This is a genomic window from Streptomyces sp. NBC_00258 (assembly GCF_036182465.1).
GTDB lineage: Bacteria > Actinomycetota > Actinomycetes > Streptomycetales > Streptomycetaceae > Streptomyces.
Genome location: NZ_CP108081.1, coordinates 11381310 through 11399396, shown reverse-complemented (window position 1 = coordinate 11399396; position 18087 = coordinate 11381310). Strand labels below are relative to the sequence as shown.

Below are 18087 nucleotides of genomic sequence, written 5' to 3'. Positions count from 1 at the left end.
GCGGTCACTTGGTGCCTCCGACGAGGTCGGCCCGGCCGGACAGCAGGAGTGTGGTCGCGCTGTCGTCGTCGTACGCCCCGATGACCGCGGCGGGCAGGCCCTGCGTGAGCCGGGCCTCCTCCGCGATGAGCACACGGGTCAGCGTCGTACCGCCGCGTATGCCAACGAGCGGGGCGCCCGCCTCTGCCGTCTCTCGCACCTGGTCGAGGGCGAGCGACAACCCCTCTTCGGTGTCCGGGGCGTCGATCCACACGCCCGCGCACGACGACTGACCACTGAACGGGACCATCGGGATGTCAGTGCCGTCGGTCCCGGTCAGAAAGTCGTCCCCGACTGTCACCCGGCGCGACGGAAGCCGGAACGGCCCTCCACGGAAGGGTGTCTCCAGGGGCACTGCCTCGTGGCGCTGTCGCCACCATCCATCGACGCGGTCCACGTACGCCGTGTCGCGCACGGCAAGTTTGCCTCTCGGGATGCTGCGGGTGAGGAAGTGGAAGGCGAACTGCGTCGGCTCGTCGAACGAGCGGACGTAACGGCCGAAGTGCTCCCACCACGAGAGGCTGGGCCGCGCCGAGTTCTGGATCTTCTCGACCTTGGGACGGCGGCGCGTCTCGTAGATCTCGAGTGCCTCCGGCACGCTGTGCGGCGCCTCCCCCAGGGCCTCGGCCAGCGCTACCGCGTCTTCCATGGCCATCTTGGTGCCGGACCCGACGGAGAAGTGCGCGGTGTGCGCCGCGTCGCCGAGGAGCACCCACTTTCCCCGTCGCCATGAACGGGCCCTGCGGGTGGCGAAGTTGGCCCAGCGGGAGTTGTTGCCGACCAGTGGATGCCCGTCGATCTGCTCGCGGAACAGGTCTTCCAGGTAGCTCTTGGTCTTCTCGTCGCTCGTGCCCGGCGGGGTCGAGGGATCGAAGGCGTCGAGTCCGGCCCTGGCCCAGGAGTCGGCATCGGTCTCGACGATGAAGGTGCTCAGCGAGTCGCTGATCGGATAGGCGTGGGCGGCGAAGACGCCGTGGGGGCCGTCCTGGTGGACAAAAGTGAGCCCATCGAACATGTACGGGGTGCCGAACCAGATGAACTTCGCTGTGGCCACCTCGGCGGTCGGTCCGAAGTCGTCGGCGAACAGGGTGCGGAAGCGGCTGTTGGCGCCGTCGCACACGACGACCAGATCGAAGTCGTCCAGTTCGGCGGGGTCGCGGACCTCGTGCTGGAAGCGCGTCGACACGCCCCCGGCGCGAGCCCTCTCCTGCAACAGGCCGAGCAGCGTCTTGCGGGCCACGGCCGCCATGCCCATGCCTCCGACGCGCTCCCGTGCGCCGTGCACTCGGACCTCGATGTCGTCCCAGTGCCTGCCGTGCTTGTCCAACGCCTCGCTGAGGACTGGGTCGGCGTTGTCGATGGCGTCGAGTGTGGCGTCGGAGAAGACCACTCCGAAGCCGAACGTGTCGTCGGGACGGTTGCGTTCGAAGACCACTACCTCGGCGTCGGGCAGGCTTCGCTTGAGCAGTGTGGCGAAGAACAGTCCTCCGGGACCTGCGCCGATGCAGGCAACTTTCATCGTCTTTCCTTCGCTGTCACAACCACGCGGGCAGCTTCGGCAGGAATGCCCCGCCGGCGGGATGGAGTGGACCGGGCACGGGGCGCCCGGTCGTGTAGGCGGCCAGGCTGGGAAGGTCACCGCTCACCACGACCGGCTCCGCGCCGCCGGGCACACCCAGGAGCCAGCTGCGGGCGCCGTCCTCGACCCGCAGCTCGACGGGGGGACAGTCCGGGTGGGTCAGGAAGGCAGTGGCCACATCGTCGACGAGCGCCGCGCACACTTCGTGCGGGATGTCGTCGAAGGTGGTGATGTCCAGGTCGACGGTGTGGACCCATACTTCTCGCACCCGCATCCACGGCACCATCGTGGCGGGCACTTCGCGTCCCCGTGCCGTCCGCACGGTCGCACCCCAGCACTGGTCCGGCAGACCGGCGAGTTCCTCGGCCAGTCGGCCGTCGGCCGCGAGGAGGTCGGCGCGCAGGGCGCCGGCCGGTTGGCGGGCGCCGTCCTCGATCTCGTTCGTACGCTGGTCGGGACTTTCGTACATGGGTGTCTCGACACCGGTACGCGCCCAGGTCAGCAGGTTGACGAGTGCGTCGGCGTTGCGGGCGACGTGCGCGACGACGTGGGCCCGGCTCCAGCCAGGCAGGTACGACGGCCTGGTGATGCCCGAGTCGGTCAGCCAGTGCACGGCGGCTTCGAAGGCCGTCGTGCCCTTGGCGACCCACTCCAGCATCGGTTCCGGGCGTGCACTCACCGCGTCTCCCGGCGGCAGGTGTTGCGGCACTCGCCGATCCCCTCGATCCGGGTGACGAGGCGCGTACCGTCCTGCAGATAGCGGGCGGGCTTGCGGGCATGGCCGACGCCGCCCGGAGTGCCGGTGGCGATCACGTCACCGGGCACCAGAGTGATGATCTCGGACAGGTACGCGACCAGCGTCGCGGGGTCGAAGACGAGGTCACCGGTGTCGGCCTTCTGGACCGTGTCGCCGTCGACCTCACAGGTCAGGCTCAGGCCCTGGGCGGCGACCGCGGGGTCGTCGGCGGTCACCAGCCACGGTCCGATGGGGGTGGTGGCCTCGAAGGTCTTGCCCTGGTCCCACTGGGTGGTTCGGTACTGCCAGTCGCGGGCGGTGACGTCGTTGAGCACGGTGTACCCGGCGATCGCGGCGCGTGCCTGCTCCGGGTCGGCGCGGCGGACCTCGGCCCCGATGACGACGCCGAGTTCGGCCTCCCAGTCCATCTGGGTGGACGCTGCGGGCAGGGTCACGTCGTCGTACGCGCCGACCAGTGCCCGCGCGTACTTGTTGAACAGCGTCGGATGCGAGGGGAGTTCGCGCCCCATCTCCAGAATGTGGGTGCGGTAGTTGAGGCCGACGCACACGACCTTCTCCGGGGCGACGACCACCGGGGCGTAGTCCAGGGCGCCTTCGTACGTCTCGCCGTCGGCGTCCGCGGCCCGTGCCGCCCAGTCGCCGTGGCGCAGGAAGGCCACCAGGTCGCTCTCGCCCAGGTCCACGGCCTTGTTCTCGTCGACGCGGACGGCGCGCGTGGTGCCGTTGACCCGGATGGTGGCGAGCTTCACTTGTGTTCTCCTCGGGCGGTACGGGCGAGGCCCAGGGCCTCGTAGACGGGCTCGTCGCTGAAACGGAACAGGTCGACCTGGGTGCGGGCGGACAGTGAGACCTCGCACCAGGACGGGACGACGAACAGGTCGCCCTTGGCGATCTCGAAGACCTTGTCGCCGACATGGGCGACCGCCTCGCCGTCGAACACCTGCCAGACCGCGGAGCCGACCGTGCGCACCGGGGCGGTCTGCGTACCGGCCCGCAGGCGGCGCATCTCGGTGCGCATCGTGACCAGGGCGTCCTTGCCGGTGGTGGGGTTGGAGAAGCGCACTCCGGCGTGCCCGGGCTCCAGCACACCTGGTACGCCTTCGTTCTCCAGTTCCAGTTGTGCGGTCAGGGCTGCGTCGGTGTGCTCCCAGCGGTAGGCGCCCAGCGGGGAGTTGGGCTGGTCGAGCTGCCCGATCGGGCGCAGTCCGGGGTGGCCCCACAGTCGCTCGCCGCGCGAGCGCTCGGGGGTTTCACGGGTGGAGAGTTCGTCGGGGCCGAACTCGAAGAAGCCCGCGTCGAGTTGGGAGACGAGCGGGATGTCGAGGCCGTCGAGCCAGGCCATCGGCTTGTCGGTGACGTTCTGGTGCTCGTGGAAGGCCCAGCTCGGCGTGAGCAGCAGGTCACCACGGCGCATCGCCACCGCGTCCCCGTCGACGTTGGTCCACACACCCTCGCCCTCGACCACGAACCGGAAGGCTCCCTGGCTGTGGCGGTGCGAGGGGGCAACCTCGCGCGGGCCCAGGTACTGGATGGCGGTCCACAGGGTCGCAGTGGCGTAAGGACGGCCCGGCAGGCCGGGGTTGGACAGGGCCATGGCGCGGCGCTCGCCGCCACGCCCCACCGGTACGAGCTCTCCGGAGCGCTGTGCGATGGGCAGCAGCTCCGCCCACCGCCACAGGTGCGGGACCGCGGCGGGTTGCGGCGACATCGGCATGAGGTCGTCCACCTGGGTCCACAGCGGGATCAGGCCCGCGTCCTTGAAGTCCGCGTACAGCTCGTCGAGCAGCTTGCGCTCGGTCTGTTCGCTGGTGGTGTCGGTCACGGAAACCTCCACGTCGTGTGTTTGGCGACCGCCAGAAGAAGCGCGATTCCTTCCGCGCTGTTGCTGACGCTACGCCGCCTTTTCCCCTCATCGGAATCCTTGGAGGGTAGGATTCCTCTGTGGAGAATTCAGAGAATTCGGCGGACCGTTCGCCCGGCCCCTCGTATCCGGTGAGCGCCGCCGGCAACGCCCTGCGCGTCGTCCGGCTGCTGCACGAGCTCGACGAACTTCGGGTGATGGACGTCGCGGACCGGCTGGGCGTCGCGCGTTCGACCGCTCACCGGATCCTCGCGATGCTCGTCTTCGAGGGGTTCGCGGCGCAGGACCGCCACAAGGTGTACCGGCCCGGGCCGGCCCTGCAGGCGATCAGGGGAAGCCATGCGGCCCCTCCCCCGGACCTGATCACCATCGCGCAGCCCCACCTGCGACGGCTGGCGGACGCCGTGGGTGAGACGACCCACCTGATGGTGCTCGAAGGCAACGGAGCCCGCTTCCTGGACGGCGTGGAGGGACCCCAGGCGCTGCGCGTCAGCTACCGCACCGGCACGCTGCTGCCCGCGCACGTGGCCTCGGGCGGCAAGGCCATGCTCGCGGCCCTGCCGGCCGACCGGCTCCGGGCCCTGTACCCCAACGGGCTCCCCGGGGACCGGGCCAAAACTCCCAAGGACTTCGAGAGCCTGATGCACGAGCTGGTGTCCGTGCGCCGCCACGGCTACGCCCTCAATCTGCAGGAGAGCGAGCGCGGAGTCCTCGCCGTCGGCGCCTGCGTGCGTGACCGCACGGGCAGTGCCGTGGCCGCCGTGGCCGTGGCGGCTCCGTCCGTCCGCTGCACCCGCGCACGGCTCACGGAACTGTCCCGACCACTGCTCGCGACCGTGCAGGACATCGGCCAGGGACTGTGAACGGCGGCGACGTGCGGCACCGTCGGCCCATGGGTGCCGTACTGGGTGCTGTACGCCGTACCTGCGAGGCGGTTACGCCTCCTCGCAGGCCGGGTTGTTCACTTGTCCGGTCCAGTCACCTCGAGGGACGGCGCCCAGCGCGGGATCTCGCCCCTGCCGGAGACCAGACGGATGTTCTTGCTGTAGCCGTACTCGCGCAGGGTTTCCGCCGCGGTTTCCCGCCCGAAGCCGCTCGCTCCCACTCCACCGAACGGCGCGCCCGTGAAGTTCCGGTTGTAGTTGTTCACGAACACGAACCCGGTGTGCAGGGCGCGGCTGACCCGCAGCGCGCGCTCGGAGTCCGGTGTGAACACCGCGGCGACCAGGCCGAAATCCGTGCCGTTGGCGATCCTGACGGCCTCGTCCTCGTCGCGGAAGGGGATCATCGAGATGACCGGGCCGAAGATCTCCTCCTGCGCGATGCGCATGTCCGGTCGAACACCGGTGAACAGCGTCGGTGCGACGTAGAACCCGCCTGACAGCTCCGGGTCGTCGGGGAGCGGCGCCTGCGCCGCGATCGTGGCACCCTCCTTGACGCCGATGTCGATGTAGTCCAGCACCCGCTTTCGCTGGGCGGCGGACACCATCGGTCCGATGTGCGTGCCGGGGTCGACGCCGTTGCCGACGCGCAGCCGCTTCACCGCGTTTCCATAGCGGCGCGCGACCTCGTCGTAGATGTCTGCGTGTACCAGGACGCGGGATGCCGAGGTGCAGGCCTCGCCCTGGTTGAAGAGGCCGCCCTCGATGGCCCACGGCAGCGCGAGGTCGAGGTCCGCGTCCTCGAAGATGATGAACGGGTCCTTGCCGCCGAGCTCCATCAGGGTCGGCGTCAGGTTGTCGGCCGCGGTCTTGATGACCGAGACGCCGGTGGTGGGCGACCCGGTGAACGAGATTTTGCCGACGAGCGGGTGCCCGGCGAGCTGCGATCCGATCGAGCCGGTGCCAGGGATGATGTGCACCACGTCGTCGGGCAGGACGGACTGGATGATCTCCACCATGCGCATGGCCGACAGCGGGGCCTGCTCCGGCGGCTTGATCACCACCGCGTTGCCGACGGCCAGCGCCGGGGCCAGCTTGCTGGCGGTGTGAATCGGCGGCCAGTTGAACGGCACGATCGCGCCGATGACGCCGTAGGGTTCGAGCACCGTGATGTCCAGCAGGCTTCCGCCGTCGTTGACCTGGCCGGGCATGGAGTCGCACAGGCTCGCGAAGAACTCGAAGATCCCGATGGCCGCGTTCACGTCCATATTGCGCGCCTGGGTCAGGGGCTTGCCGTTGTCGCTGCACTCCAGGGCCGCGATTTCGTCGGCGTGTTCGCGTACCGCCTCGGCGATCTTCCGCAGCCAGCTGCCGCGCTCGCGGGCGGTGCGGGCCTTCCAGGAGAAGTGCGCGTCGTAGGCCGCCTGTACGGCCTGGTCGACTTCCTTGTCGCCGGCGCCCTGCACGACGGCCAGCGGCGCGCCGGTCGCGGGGTTGTCGACGGTGAACTGATCGGCGGCGTCCGCGGACGACCACCGGGTGCGGATCGCATCTTCGGGTGGTGACGACCTTGCCATGGTCTTGCTCCGTTCAGGGTTTGCTTCGGTGGGAACGGCTCGCTGGCGAGATGCGGTGGCCGTCGGTGTGTGACGGCCTCAGGGCCTGAGAACGATCTTGCCGTTCGTGTGCCGGCGTTCCAGTTCCCGGAAGGCGTCGCGGACTTCGTCGAGCGGGTAGACGCGGGCGATGGGGATTTCCAGCTCACTGTCGGCGATCAGCGCGGCGAGTTCCCCGAGGACGTCGGCCCTTGCCGCCGCAGCGCTGCCCTCGGCCTTGGTGCCGTGCTTCGCCGCGCCCGGGAAGTCGATGATCGTGTTGATCCGTTCGCCGGGTACGCCGAGTTCCAGTGCCAGTTCGATGTAGGGAGCGCCGAAGGTGTCGATGAAGGCGTCGATCGTGCCGGCGGCCGCGGCGCGGATGCGCTCGCCGACACCCTCTCCGTAGGTCAGCGGGATCGCTCCGTGCCGGGTGAGCCATGCGTGGTGGGGCTCGCTCGCCAGACCGATGACGGTGGCCCCGGCGTGCCGCGCGAGTTGGACGACGAGGGAGCCCACCCCGCCGGCGGCGCCGGAGACGACGACGGTCTCGCCACGCCCGACCTTGACGGCATGTACCGCCGCGTACGCCGTGGTGCCGGCGACGAAGAGCGCGCCGGCCTGCTCCCACGGGACGCCCGCCGGTCGAGGGCTGAGGTGGTCCTCCTCCACGATCACGTACTCGGCGTGGCTGGCCCGGTTGTCGGTGAAGCCGATCACCTCGTCGCCAACGGCGAATCCCGTGACTCCTGCGCCGAGTTCCTCGACGATCCCGGCGAGGTCGCTGCCCTGCCCCGACGGGAACGTCGCCGGAAACATGTCGTGGAAGAACCCCTGCCGGATCACGGCCTCACCCGGGTTGATCCCGGCGGCCACCACCTTGACGAGTACCTGGCGTTCATCGGGCGCGGGCCGTTCCACATCGACCACGTTCAGTACGTCGATGTCCCCGTACTCCGCGAATCGCACTGCTTTCGCCATCGTGGCTCCTCTGATCGCACTGCGGGTGAAGAGAAAGCGGGACTGCGCGGACAGTCGGTCGTTCACAGCCCCAGAAGGCGGTCGGCATTGCCGTGCGCGATGCGTGCGAGGTCGGCCGGCGCGTACGGCGCGGAGCGCAGGAACCCCACGGCCTCGGAGCTGGACTCGAACGGGTAGTCGATGGAGAACAGCACCCGGTCGACACCGACGGCATGAACGGCTCCCAGCAGTGCGGCGTGCGACATGACTCCGCTGGTGGTCACGTACACGTTCTTCCGCAGGTAGTACGAGGGCAGGTGATCCACCCTCTGCTCAACGGGCACTTGGGGGTAGCGGCTGTCGAGCCGGGCCATCTGGAACGGCAACAGCTCGCCCATGTGTCCCAACGTCACCGAGGCGCCCGGGAACTCGTCGAACACGCCGCCGTAGATCAACCGGAGCGCATGGGCACCCACCGTCGCGGTCCAGCCCCAGGACGGCCCGACCAGCACGGGGTAGCCGTCGAAGACACGCCAGTTGTCGGCCGGGATGACGGCCGGGTGCAGATACAACGTCACGCCGAGGCGCTCCAGTTCGGCCCATACCGGCCTGAACCGCGGTTCGTCCAGGTAGTGCCCCCGCACGTGGTCGTTGTACAGCACGCCCTTGAGCCCGAGTTCCTTCACCGCCCGGCGCAGCTCCACGACCGCGGCCTTGGGGTCCTGCAGCGGAAGGACCGCGAAGCCCGCGAACCGTTTCGGATGTGCGGCGACCACCTTGGCCAGATGGTTGTTGACCCGCCGAGCGACGGCCACCGCCTCCGCCGGATCCTCGATCACTTCCAGGCCCGGCGTGGAGTACGAGAGGACCTGGACATCGACGCCGTTGGCGTCCATGTCCGCCAGGCGCAGTTCTGTCAGATCGTCCAGCCGACGGAACCACTCCTGCTTGATCGCCTCCGGCACGTCCATGCGCTGCCGGATCGCCGCCTCCTGCCGGATGGCTCCAGGAATGGAGAACGCCTCTTCCACGGCCACGATGCGCATCTTCTTCTCCTTCTTGGCGTTCCGGTCGTCCTTCGAGCCGCCGACCGCCGTGGCGGCCCGGCTGCCGACCGCCGCCTCGGCGGCGAGCGCGGGTTGTCCCGCGGCCAGACCGCCGACCACGGCGGCTCCTCCGGCAGCGGCGGTCGCGGCGATGAATCTTCGCCGCGTGGCCGCGGTCGGAGGCTCGGCGGGTGGAGTCACGGCTTGGACGGGACGTTCGTTGGACATGTCCGCTCTCCCTCATTGGTGGCGCGGTGGTTGTCGGGACGTACCAATCGCTGTCGCGCTCCGCGGAGGTGCGCGTCGTTTCCCCCGGAGTGGTCCGATGACCCGCCGAGCCGGTCGATGCCCGGTCGCGTGACGGGGTGGATGCCGGACGGGGCTCGGCCCGAACCGTTCGTCCCCGCCCGTCAGTTGGTCAGCGGGTCAGTCCGTCAGTCGGTCTTCTCGCCGCTCTCGGCCAGGATCCTGTTGCGCACGCCGGCGAGGGCTCCTGCCATCGCACCCGCGGGCCTGCCGAAGGTGGTGGCCGAGAACTGGGCGGGGCCGGTCTTGGCGGTGAAGGAGTGCGGGTAAGCGAACTCCCGTAGTCCTTCCTCGCCCTGCTTGCGCCCGTAACCGCTGTCGCCGCGGCCGCCGAAGGGCACCGCGGGGTTGATGGAGAAGACCAGGGCGTCGTTGATGCTGGTCATTCCGACGCGGAGCCGGCGGGCGATGTCCTCGCCGCGGTCGCGGCTGAAGACGGCGCTGCCCAGTCCGTAGCGGCCGCCGTTGACGTGGGCGATGGCCTCCTCGGTGTCGGTGACCTTGACGACGGCGAGTGTGGGCCCGAACGTCTCCTCGGTCACCGCCAGGGCGTCGGGGCTCACGCCGACGAGGATGGTGGGGGTGACATAGCGCTCCCCCACTGCGTCGAGGCCGCCGACAGTGGCTGTCGCGCCGCGGTCGAGGGCATCCTGGATGTGCTCCCGGATGATCGGGATCTGGGTGGGCAGGGGAACGGGCCCGATCTCCGCGGCCTCGTCGCTGCCGACACGTACCTGCTTGGCGAGGTCACTGATCTTCTCGACGAACGCGTCGTGAACAGACTCGACGACATAGGCCACTTCGAGACTGATGCAGCCGTGTCCGGTGTTCTGTATGGCGCCCCACACGATGTGCTTGGCGGCTTCGTCCAGGTCGGCGTCCTCGGCCACGATGACGCCGTCCTTTCCGCCGAGTTCCAGCAGAACGGGGGTCAGGGTCTGCGCGCACTGGGCGGCCACGGTCTTGCCGGTGTTGACGCTGCCGGTGAACGCGAGCTTGTTCAGGCCGGACTCGATGAGCGCCTGGCCCGTGGCCCCGAACCCGTTGAGGCACTGCAGGACGTCCGGGAAGTCGGGGACCGCGCGCTGCCAGGCCCGGACGAGCCACTCGCCGATGCCGGGCGTGATCTGGCTGGGCTTGAGGATGGCGGCGTTTCCGGCCGCGATCGCCTCGATCAGGATGGCCCCGGGCGTAAGCAGGGGGAAGTTCCACGGTCCGATGACACCGACGACGCCGTAGGGCTGGTATTCGACCCACGCACGCTGGTTGGGCACGGTGGGACTGTCCGGGACCTCCCGACGCCCCAGCACACGCTCGGCGTTCTCGACGGCGTACTGCACGTGCTCCAGAATCCCGAGCACTTCCACGCGGGCGTCGTCGAGGGGCTTGCCGTTCTCGGCGTGGATGAGGGCGGCTCCCTCCTCACCGCCCACGGCTATCTCCCGCCGCCAGGCCCGCAGCCGCTCCGCGCGGGCCTCGAATCCGAGGTCCCACCAGGGCCCGGAGACCGAGCGGGCGGCGGCCACGGCCGTGGCCGCCTCTTCCTTGCCGGCAACGGGGTACCGGGCGAACTCGGCCCCGGTGGCCTGATCGACGGTGACCACCTCGCTCCCGCTCTGTCCGATGACTCCGTCACGCGTGGTCGTTGGAGTGTTGCTGGTCACGGGTCTCTCCCAATTTCTTACGACCGCATGCGCCCGAGCAGCACCCCGAGGGTGATGACAGATGGCGGACGCGGTCTTCGGCGCGGTGAAGGGCCGCCGTGTGACAGCGGGGCGCGCCGGCGTGAATGACTTCAGCGATGGCTCGAAGCTCTTGGCAAGTACCAGATTATCAACCTGCTGGCTACTGTCAAGCATTTGATAGCTAACAAGACTCTTGTTGCTCAGTCAGTCAGGTCGACGGCGGCACGAACGATGCTGTCCGCGTCGAGCCTGTGATGCCGGTAGACGTCCTCGATCGATCCGGACTGCCCGAACCGCGTCACGCCGAGGGAGGAAACAGGCACACGGTTAACGGTGGCCAGGAAGGCCAGGGTGTGCGGATGGCCGTCGAGGGCCGTGACCAGAGGTGTGGCGCGCTCGGCCGGGAAGACCTGGTCCAGCACCCAGGACTCGGCCCGCTCGTGGTCCTGCCTGGCACGCACCGCCCGGTGCAGGAGGTCGGGACTGGTGGCACACACCACCTTCGCCGGGACCCCGACCCGAGCCAGCCGATCCGGGTGAACAGTTCCTCAAGCCGCCGCCCGTACTTGAGTGTGATCACCTGCCGGCCGGCCGCGCTGAACATGCCCTGCAGTCTCTCGGCGGCGATGTCGGGCACGACCCGGTCCAGCGACTGACGGTTCAGGTCGACGACCCAGACCACCTCTCCCAGTTCGCCGACGGCGGGATCTAGCACCGCCTCCCACACCGCGCCCTCGTCCAGCTCAGCGTCCCCCACCAACGAGAACTGCCGACCGGCACCCACGTCGCCGACCGTGGCGTTGGCATAGCGCCGCGAGAGCGCTCCCCAGATCGGCGCGGTCGCACCAATGCCGACGGACCCGGTCGAGTAGTCGACCGGGTCCGGATCCTTCGATCGGCTCGGATAGCTCTGCAGGCCGCCGAACTCGCGCAGCCTCGGCAGACAGGACGGGTCCAGTTCGCCCAGCAGGTGGTTGATCGCGTGCAGCACGGGCGACGCATGCGGTACGGGCGACGCATGCGGTTTCACCGACACCCGGTCCTGCGGCCGCAGATGCCGGAACCAGAGCGCGGTCGTGATCGACACCATGGACGCCGACGACGCCTGGCGCCCGCCCACCTTGCGTCCCGAGGGATTCGTGCGGACACGGTTCGCGTGGTGGGTGAGCGCAGATGACAGCCAGAGCACCCTGCTCTCCACCTCGCGCAGAACGCCGAAGTCGTCCTGAGTGTCGGGCGGCGTTGTTACTGGGCTGCTCATGACTGACCAACTCCTGCGGTCGGCGGCGACTTCGCAGAGGCCACCTGACCATCAGCGCGTGAGCGGTCCACTCAGCCGCTCTTGAACTGGAGCCAAGTTAGTTATGAGACATTGATCCAGTCAACACTTGGGACAACAGCGTGGAATCTACCGTGTCATTCTCATGACTCAGCGCCAAGAGTTGAGATAGTCTCGCCGGGCGGGCAGGAAGCGACCACCTGCCCGCCGACCATGACTGCCCTAGGCGCGCGGAGCCGCGTAGCGAGCCGCGAGTGCCGACTGGTTGCCACCCCCGCCGAAGGCGGTCTCCGCGGCGAGCAAGGCCTCCAGGGCGGAGTCCTGACCCTCCAGACCGGGGGCGCAGACGGTCTCACCCAGGCGCAGCCCGGCCAGGCTGGCCGATGCCACGTCCTCGGGCGTCATCGCCCAGGGGATGTTGTAGCCGGCGCCGCTGTTCCACTCCGTTGCCACCACGCCGGGGCACAGCACCTGGACGCGGAGCGGGGTGTCGGCGAGTTCGTTGGCGAGGGTGCGGGTGAAGCCCAGGGTGGCGGCCTTCGCGGCGACGTACAGGGTGCGCCGGGGCATTCGCGGGTCCGTGAGACCCGCGCTGAAGGCGAGGAGCGAGGCGACGGTGACGATGGTGCCTTCGCCTGCCGCGAGCATTCCGGGAAGCGCGGCGTGCACCAGCCGGACGGGAGCGACGGCGTTGAGGGTGAGCAGGTGGTCGATGTCGGCCGACTCGACATCGGCGAGCGGGGCGTAGCCGCCGGCGCCGGCGTTGCTGATCAGCGTGCGTACGTCCCCGGCGGCCAGACGGTCGGTGACAGCGGTGATCCCGTCGTGGGTCATGAGGTCGGCGGGCAGCACCTCGACGGCTGCTCCATGGGTACGAAGTTCCTCGGCGAGGTCGGCGAGCCGGTCGGCGCGTCGCGCCACCAGGACGAGGTCGTGGTCGCCGGCCAGGAGCCGGGCGTAGGCGGCGCCGATGCCGGAGGAAGCGCCGGTGATCAAAGCGATGGTACGAGTCATGAACCCAGTGTTATTCAAGCACTGGAGTACTGTCAAACGCTTGATGGTTATGAAGTGTCATATCCTTCTCCCGTGATACGAAACAATGAGGAGCTCGTCGAGCCCAACGCTCTTGACCGGGTGACCTGGGCGCTGCGCCGCGCGGAACTGGCCGTACAGGCACTCAAGGAGCAGCGGCTGCGCCCGCTGGGCCTGGCGGCCTCGCACTACACCCTCCTGATGTCGGTGCACTCCGACCCTGGGCTGACCGGCGCCGAGCTGGCCCGCCGCCTCAACGTAACCCCGCAGGCCGTCGCCTCACTGGTGGCACGACTGGAGAGCCGCGGGCAGCTGGAGAGACGCGAGCACCCGCGCCACCGCCACGTGCAGGAGTTGCACCTCACCGACACCGGGCGCGAGATTCTGCGCGCGGCCGACAAAGTGATCGCCGGCATCGAGCTGCAGATCATCGACGGTCTCGGCCCGGAGGAGAGCACCCAACTGCGGGGGCTGCTCGACCGGGTGGCCGAGACGGTTCGCGAGGACTGAGCCGCGGCAGGCCCTCAAGAAGGACCAGTGGTCAGGCAGTTAAGGATCAGTGGTCAGGCAGTTGGCTGTGATCAGGCGTTTGACATATGCCCAGGTGTCGTATTCTCGCCGCGTGAGACACGATGATGACGGGCTGATCGCTGCCGACGCACTGGACCGGGTGACTTGGGCAATGCGGCGGGCGGAGTGGGCTGCCCAGGCCTGGAAGGATCAGCGGTTGCGACCGCTGGGTCTCGCGGCCGCACAGTACACCCTGTTGATCAACGTCCATTCCGATCCAGGTCTGACCGGCGCAGAACTGGCCCGCCGCCTGAACGTCACCCCGCAGGCAGTGGCCTCCCAGGTGACCCGCCTGGAGGAGCGCGGCCACCTGGAACGCCGACCGCACCCGCGCCACCGCCACGTGCAGGAGTTGCACCTCACCGACGCCGGCCGCGAGATCCTGCGTGATGCCGATGCCGTGATCGTGGAGATCGAACAGCAGATCGCCGAGAAGCTCGGTCCCGAGAAGACCTCGCAGCTGAGGGCACTCCTCGATGAGGTGGCTGACGCGGTCCGGGCGCCTTGACCGGTCCCGTTCCAAAGGGGAAGCGGGCCCGTGCCCGGCTGCGCCGAGCGCGCCGATCACCGCCCGTGCTGTTCCGCGCTTCCAGCGGCGCGTTCCGCCCCTGACCCAAGGAGAACCGGTGGGCGTCCCCACACTCGATCCCCTAGACCTCCAGATCATGCAAGCGCTGCAGCTCGACGGGCGCGCCCCCTTCAGCCGTATCGCCGCCGTCCTCGGGGTCTCCGACCAGACCGTCGCCCGGCGGTACCGACGGCTGCGCAGCACCGTCAACGTGCGGGTGCTGGGCATGACGGACGAGAACCGCCTCGGCCGCCAGAGCTGGATCGTACGCATGCACTGCCCCCCGGACGTGGCGGAACAGCTCGCGGACGCACTCGCCAAGCGCCCGGACACGCTCTACGTGAATCTCATCTCCGGTGGCACCGAGGTCGTGTGCGGCATGAAACCACGCAGCCGAAAGGAGCGGGACGAACTGCTCTTCGACCGGCTCCAGCGCACCCGGCAGATCGTCACGGTGACCGCCCACTGCCTGCTGCACTCCTTCTACGGCGGCCCACTGGGCCGGCTGAACAAGTCCAACGCGCTCACCGCCGGCCAGGAGGCCGCTCTGCGACTGCCGACTCCGGTGTCGCTCGATGTCCCTGTCACTCTGGACGCGGCCGACAAGGCGCTGCTCGCGATGCTCCGCCGCGACGGCCGGGCCACCCTCACCGACCTGCGGAAGGCCACAGGCCAGTCGGAGTCGGCGGTCACACGGCGGCTCGAGACCCTGCGCTCGACCGGCGTGCTGTACTTCGACGTGCAGTACGACCACGGGCCTCTCGGGCAGGAAGTCGGCGCGATGCTCTGGCTCACCGTGGCACCCCGCGCACTCGCCGACGTCGGCCGCAGCCTCGCCGCACACCCTGAGGTGCATTTCGCCTCCGCCACCACGGGTCAGGCCAACATCGTCGCCTCCGTCCACTTCCGGAGCCCCGACGAGCTGTACACCTACCTGAGCGAGAGGATCGGTGCCCTCAGCGGCATCCAGGCGGTGGAGTCGGCTCTCATCCTGCGCCAGGTCAAGCAACTCAGTTACGAACCGAACCGCTGACCCGGCACGCGATCGCGCCGAGATCGGCGCGTCGCGGTCCGGGACCCATGGGAGTACGGGTCCCGGACCACGCGCGGGCGCCTTCCCGTCCCCACGGACGCGCCCCATACCGGTACCGGCCGCTCCATGCCCTCGGTGCGACCCGGCCCGGTACGTTCTGCCGGCCTGCCTCTCGGAGGGCCGCGCTGATCAGGTGACCGGATCAGCTCTCCGGATGAGCCAGCTCCAGGTCGAACTCACGTCCCGGCCCGTCCACGGCTATCGGCGCGGCAACCGGCGGATATCCGCCGGCGACAACCGAGTAGTCGCCCGCGTCCAGGTCGGCGAAGACATAGCCGCCGTCAGGCCCGGTGGTCGCCGTGCCGATCACGTTGCCCGCCTCGTCCACGAGCGTGACCCGCGCGTCGGTCAGCGGCCGGCGATCGGCACCCGCCCGCACGGTGCCCCGAAGCACTGCCCCCGGCCACAACGCCACGTCCAGACGGGCGAGTCGAGGGCCGAACACCCGCACCGGAAGAGCGGCGGGCCGGAACCCCGCCGCGTTCACGATCACCGTGACATCACCCTGCGGCAGCTCTCCGAACGCGAACGCGCCTGCCGCGTCGGTCGTTTCGGCCGCCAGCGCCTCTCCCCGCGCGTCCGTCACCGCCACCGTCGCACCCTGCACGGGCGCCCCGTCTCCGGCGGTGACCACTGTGCCGGCCAACCCGCTGTTCGCGGACAGCAGGACGTCGTGCGACAACGGCTCCTCCCCCACCACCACGGTGGACGCCTGCGGTTGGTGGCCCTGGGCCGCCGCGATCAGCACGTACGATCCCGCGCTCGGTGCGTCCAGACGGTAACGGCCTCCGAGATGGGCCACGGCCAGGCCCAGCTGTCGCCCACCCAGTGAGATCAGTGTCAGCGTGGCTCCCTCGACGGCCTCCCCTCCGGTCTCGAGTGTCCGGCCGTACAGGGCGGGACCCCGTCCACCATCAGGGACCCACGTGTCAGCCCCGGCTGCGGAGCCGACCGCGCCCAGCCGCTGCTCAAGCCCGCCCGACCACCCCCCGGCATGGGCACCGACCAGCACCGGCTCCGGCTCCGGCTCCGGCGCGAACTCGGACTCGGACTCGGACTCGGCGGAAGGCCCGGCGTCCTCGGGTGCCACCTGATCCGCAGAGCCGGCAACAGGTGTCATGGTGTGCTGCGGAGTTCGCAGCAGTACCGCGCCGACGAGTGCGGCAACCAGGGCCAGGCAAGCGGCCACGATCAGGCACAGATAGAGGCCGTCGAGGAAGGCCTCACCCAACGCGCCCATGGCCCGACCTGTGTCCTGGCCGAGGTTCACATGGGCCGCCGCTCCCAGGCCGCCCGCGTCCACGGCGTCGGTGATCCGGTGGGCCGCCGCCCCGGTGAGGCCGACATCGCGCAGGTGGCCGGGCAGGGTGTCGGCGCTCTTCGTCGTCAGCAGGGTGCCCAGCACGGCCGGGCCGAGCACAGCGCCGACCTGGCGGAAGGCGTTGTTGCCCGCCGCCGCCATACCGGCCAGGTGGTGCGGCACCGCCGCGACCGCCGTGGCGGTCATCGGGGTGATCACCAGTCCGAGGCCGAGGCCGAGCAGGGCCAGCCGCCAGGCCAGCGGGCCGAAGCCGGTCCCGGCGTCGATCGCGGTCAGGGACAGCAGCGACCCCGCGGTGACCAGCAGGCCGGTAGTGATCATGAATCGGGGCGGGATCCGGTGCATGAGGCGGCCTGCCAGCGCGCCCACGACCAGGGACATCACGCTGACGACCAGCAGCCGGTAACCCGCGTGCAGAGTGTCGAGGCGCTGCACCAGGCCGAGGTAGAGACTGAGGACGAAGAAGAAACCGATCAGCCCCAGGAACGTGATCATGGCGATCAGTGCCGTAGCGCTGAAGGCCGCGCTACGGAAGAGCGACAGGTCGAGCATCGGGTCGGCGCTGCGCCGCTCGACCAGGACGAAGGCGATGGCACCGACCACGGCCACCGACAGGGCCGCGATCACCCGGCCCTCGGTGAACGACGCGGCACCGCCCTCGATGACGCCGTAGACCAGCGCGGTGATCGTCACCGCCGCGGTGATCTGACCGGGCCAGTCCAGCCGACGCTCACCGGGCGCGCGGGAGTCCTTCACCAGGGGTGCCGCGACCGCCAGGGTGATGGCCGCCACCGGTATGGCCGGCAGGAAGATCCAGCGCCAGGTCGTGTGGTCGAGGATCACACCGGCGATCAAGGGGCCGACGGCCAGCGCGGCCATCAGGGACGCCGCCCAGAGCCCGACGAACGTGCCACGTTTGCGCGGATCGGGTACGGCATGGCTGATCAGCGCCAGCGTCGACGGCAGCAACGCGGCCGCGCCCAGCCCGGCGCACGCCTGACCGACCCACAGAACCTCGATCGACTGTGCCGACAGTGCGATCGCGGCTCCCGCGCCTGCCAGCGCGAGGCCTGTCAGGTACACCTTCCTGCGGCCGTGTACGTCTCCGAAGACCCCGGCGGTCAGGATGAAAGCGGCCATGGGGAGCTGGAACGCGGACGAGACCCAGGTCAGTTGGGAGGTCGACGCGTGCAACGCGCTCTGGATGGTGGGCAGGCTCACCGAGACGGTGGTCACCGGCAGATAGGCAACGAACATTCCGAGACAGGCCATGACCACTGTGGCCACCTGCCGTTCTCGTGGCTCGTTCACCGATGGCGCGACGTTCACGAAACTCTCCCTTGTGGCGCGGCGGGGCCGCACTCGACCGACAGGTCGACACCTTCCGGCCACTCCTGCCTCCCGAGCCAGCCACCGTCTCCAGAACCCGGAAAACCGACACCCGGAGCGGTCTCGCTGAGGATTTCCGACGGGCCGACGGCTTTGGAGCCCAGTACGGGCAAGCCCTCACCCTGA

Annotated in this window: 15 protein-coding genes and 1 pseudogene; 4 read left to right on the top strand and 12 right to left on the bottom strand. The window is 69.5% G+C overall.

Features of this window, described 5'->3' with window-relative positions; translation table 11 throughout:
• Positions 1–4: 4 nt before the first annotated feature.
• Genes OG718_RS50550 through OG718_RS50535 form a run of 4 tightly spaced genes read right to left on the bottom strand, consistent with a single transcriptional unit; the run spans position 5 to position 4197 of the window.
• A complete protein-coding gene (locus OG718_RS50550) occupies positions 5–1558 on the bottom strand; it encodes an FAD-dependent monooxygenase (RefSeq protein ID WP_328847434.1) in 1554 nt (517 codons plus the stop codon).
• Between the two features lie 16 nt (positions 1559–1574).
• On the bottom strand, positions 1575–2297 hold the full coding sequence (locus OG718_RS50545) for a maleylpyruvate isomerase family mycothiol-dependent enzyme (RefSeq protein ID WP_328847433.1): 723 nt from the start codon (positions 2295–2297) through the stop codon (positions 1575–1577).
• Positions 2294–3124, bottom strand: a complete 831-nt coding sequence (locus OG718_RS50540; RefSeq protein WP_328847432.1) for a fumarylacetoacetate hydrolase family protein — start codon at positions 3122–3124, stop codon at positions 2294–2296. The genes OG718_RS50545 and OG718_RS50540 overlap by 4 nt, the downstream gene beginning before the upstream one ends.
• Positions 3121–4197, bottom strand: a complete 1077-nt coding sequence (locus tag OG718_RS50535) for a cupin domain-containing protein (protein ID WP_328847431.1) — start codon at positions 4195–4197, stop codon at positions 3121–3123. Before OG718_RS50535 ends, OG718_RS50540 begins: the two co-directional genes overlap by 4 nt.
• A 119-nt stretch (positions 4198–4316) precedes the next feature.
• Here OG718_RS50535 and OG718_RS50530 point away from each other — a divergent pair, with 119 nt between their 5' ends.
• Positions 4317–5099, top strand: coding sequence for an IclR family transcriptional regulator (locus tag OG718_RS50530; protein ID WP_260695735.1), 783 nt, complete (start codon positions 4317–4319; stop codon positions 5097–5099).
• A 98-nt stretch (positions 5100–5197) separates the two neighbouring features.
• Here OG718_RS50530 and OG718_RS50525 read toward each other — a convergent pair whose 3' ends face one another.
• The 7 genes and pseudogenes from OG718_RS50525 to OG718_RS50495 form a co-directional block, all read right to left on the bottom strand.
• Positions 5198–6694 carry an aldehyde dehydrogenase family protein gene (locus tag OG718_RS50525; RefSeq protein ID WP_328847430.1) on the bottom strand — a complete coding sequence of 499 codons (1497 nt, stop codon included), beginning with the start codon at positions 6692–6694 and terminating at the stop codon, positions 5198–5200.
• 78 nt (positions 6695–6772) lie between these two features.
• Entirely contained in the window at positions 6773–7693 is a 921-nt protein-coding gene (locus tag OG718_RS50520; RefSeq protein ID WP_328847429.1) for an NADP-dependent oxidoreductase, read from the bottom strand.
• Between the two features lie 62 nt (positions 7694–7755).
• Positions 7756–8946, bottom strand: coding sequence for an amidohydrolase family protein (locus tag OG718_RS50515; RefSeq protein ID WP_328847428.1), 1191 nt, complete (start codon positions 8944–8946; stop codon positions 7756–7758).
• A gap of 206 nt (positions 8947–9152) precedes the next feature.
• A complete protein-coding gene (locus OG718_RS50510; RefSeq protein WP_328847427.1) occupies positions 9153–10688 on the bottom strand; it encodes an aldehyde dehydrogenase family protein in 1536 nt (511 codons plus the stop codon).
• 221 nt (positions 10689–10909) lie between these two features.
• Positions 10910–11032, bottom strand: a complete 123-nt coding sequence (locus tag OG718_RS50505; protein ID WP_260695733.1) for a hypothetical protein — start codon at positions 11030–11032, stop codon at positions 10910–10912.
• 203 nt (positions 11033–11235) lie between these two features.
• Positions 11236–11970: pseudogene (locus tag OG718_RS50500) on the bottom strand (pyruvate dehydrogenase); the annotation flags it as partial.
• A 240-nt stretch (positions 11971–12210) separates the two neighbouring features.
• Positions 12211–13002, bottom strand: coding sequence for an SDR family NAD(P)-dependent oxidoreductase (locus OG718_RS50495; protein ID WP_328847426.1), 792 nt, complete (start codon positions 13000–13002; stop codon positions 12211–12213).
• 72 nt (positions 13003–13074) lie between these two features.
• Here OG718_RS50495 and OG718_RS50490 point away from each other — a divergent pair, with 72 nt between their 5' ends.
• From OG718_RS50490 to OG718_RS50480, 3 genes are all read left to right on the top strand, one after another.
• On the top strand, positions 13075–13530 hold the full coding sequence (locus OG718_RS50490) for a MarR family winged helix-turn-helix transcriptional regulator (protein WP_143643122.1): 456 nt from the start codon (positions 13075–13077) through the stop codon (positions 13528–13530).
• A gap of 112 nt (positions 13531–13642) precedes the next feature.
• A complete protein-coding gene (locus tag OG718_RS50485; RefSeq protein ID WP_326732737.1) occupies positions 13643–14098 on the top strand; it encodes a MarR family winged helix-turn-helix transcriptional regulator in 456 nt (151 codons plus the stop codon).
• Positions 14099–14216: 118 nt separating this feature from the next.
• Complete coding sequence (locus OG718_RS50480; RefSeq protein WP_328847425.1) at positions 14217–15191, top strand: Lrp/AsnC family transcriptional regulator; 975 nt, start codon at positions 14217–14219, stop codon at positions 15189–15191.
• Positions 15192–15393: 202 nt separating this feature from the next.
• On the opposite strand, the gene OG718_RS50475 is transcribed toward OG718_RS50480, so the two are convergent.
• The gene (locus tag OG718_RS50475) at positions 15394–17844 is read right to left on the bottom strand and encodes an MFS transporter (protein ID WP_328847975.1); all 2451 of its coding nucleotides are present in this window, start codon (positions 17842–17844) and stop codon (positions 15394–15396) included.
• Positions 17845–18087 lie beyond the last annotated feature (243 nt).

Coding starts and splice junctions, on each gene's coding strand:
- OG718_RS50550 (WP_328847434.1), bottom strand. CDS start 1,558: ATGAAAGTTGCCTGCATCGGCGCAGGTCCCGGAGGACTGTTCTTCGCC.
- OG718_RS50525 (WP_328847430.1), bottom strand. CDS start 6,694: ATGGCAAGGTCGTCACCACCCGAAGATGCGATCCGCACCCGGTGGTCG.
- OG718_RS50520 (WP_328847429.1), bottom strand. CDS start 7,693: ATGGCGAAAGCAGTGCGATTCGCGGAGTACGGGGACATCGACGTACTG.
- OG718_RS50515 (WP_328847428.1), bottom strand. CDS start 8,946: ATGTCCAACGAACGTCCCGTCCAAGCCGTGACTCCACCCGCCGAGCCT.
- OG718_RS50495 (WP_328847426.1), bottom strand. CDS start 13,002: ATGACTCGTACCATCGCTTTGATCACCGGCGCTTCCTCCGGCATCGGC.
- OG718_RS50475 (WP_328847975.1), bottom strand. CDS start 17,844: ATGGCCTGTCTCGGAATGTTCGTTGCCTATCTGCCGGTGACCACCGTC.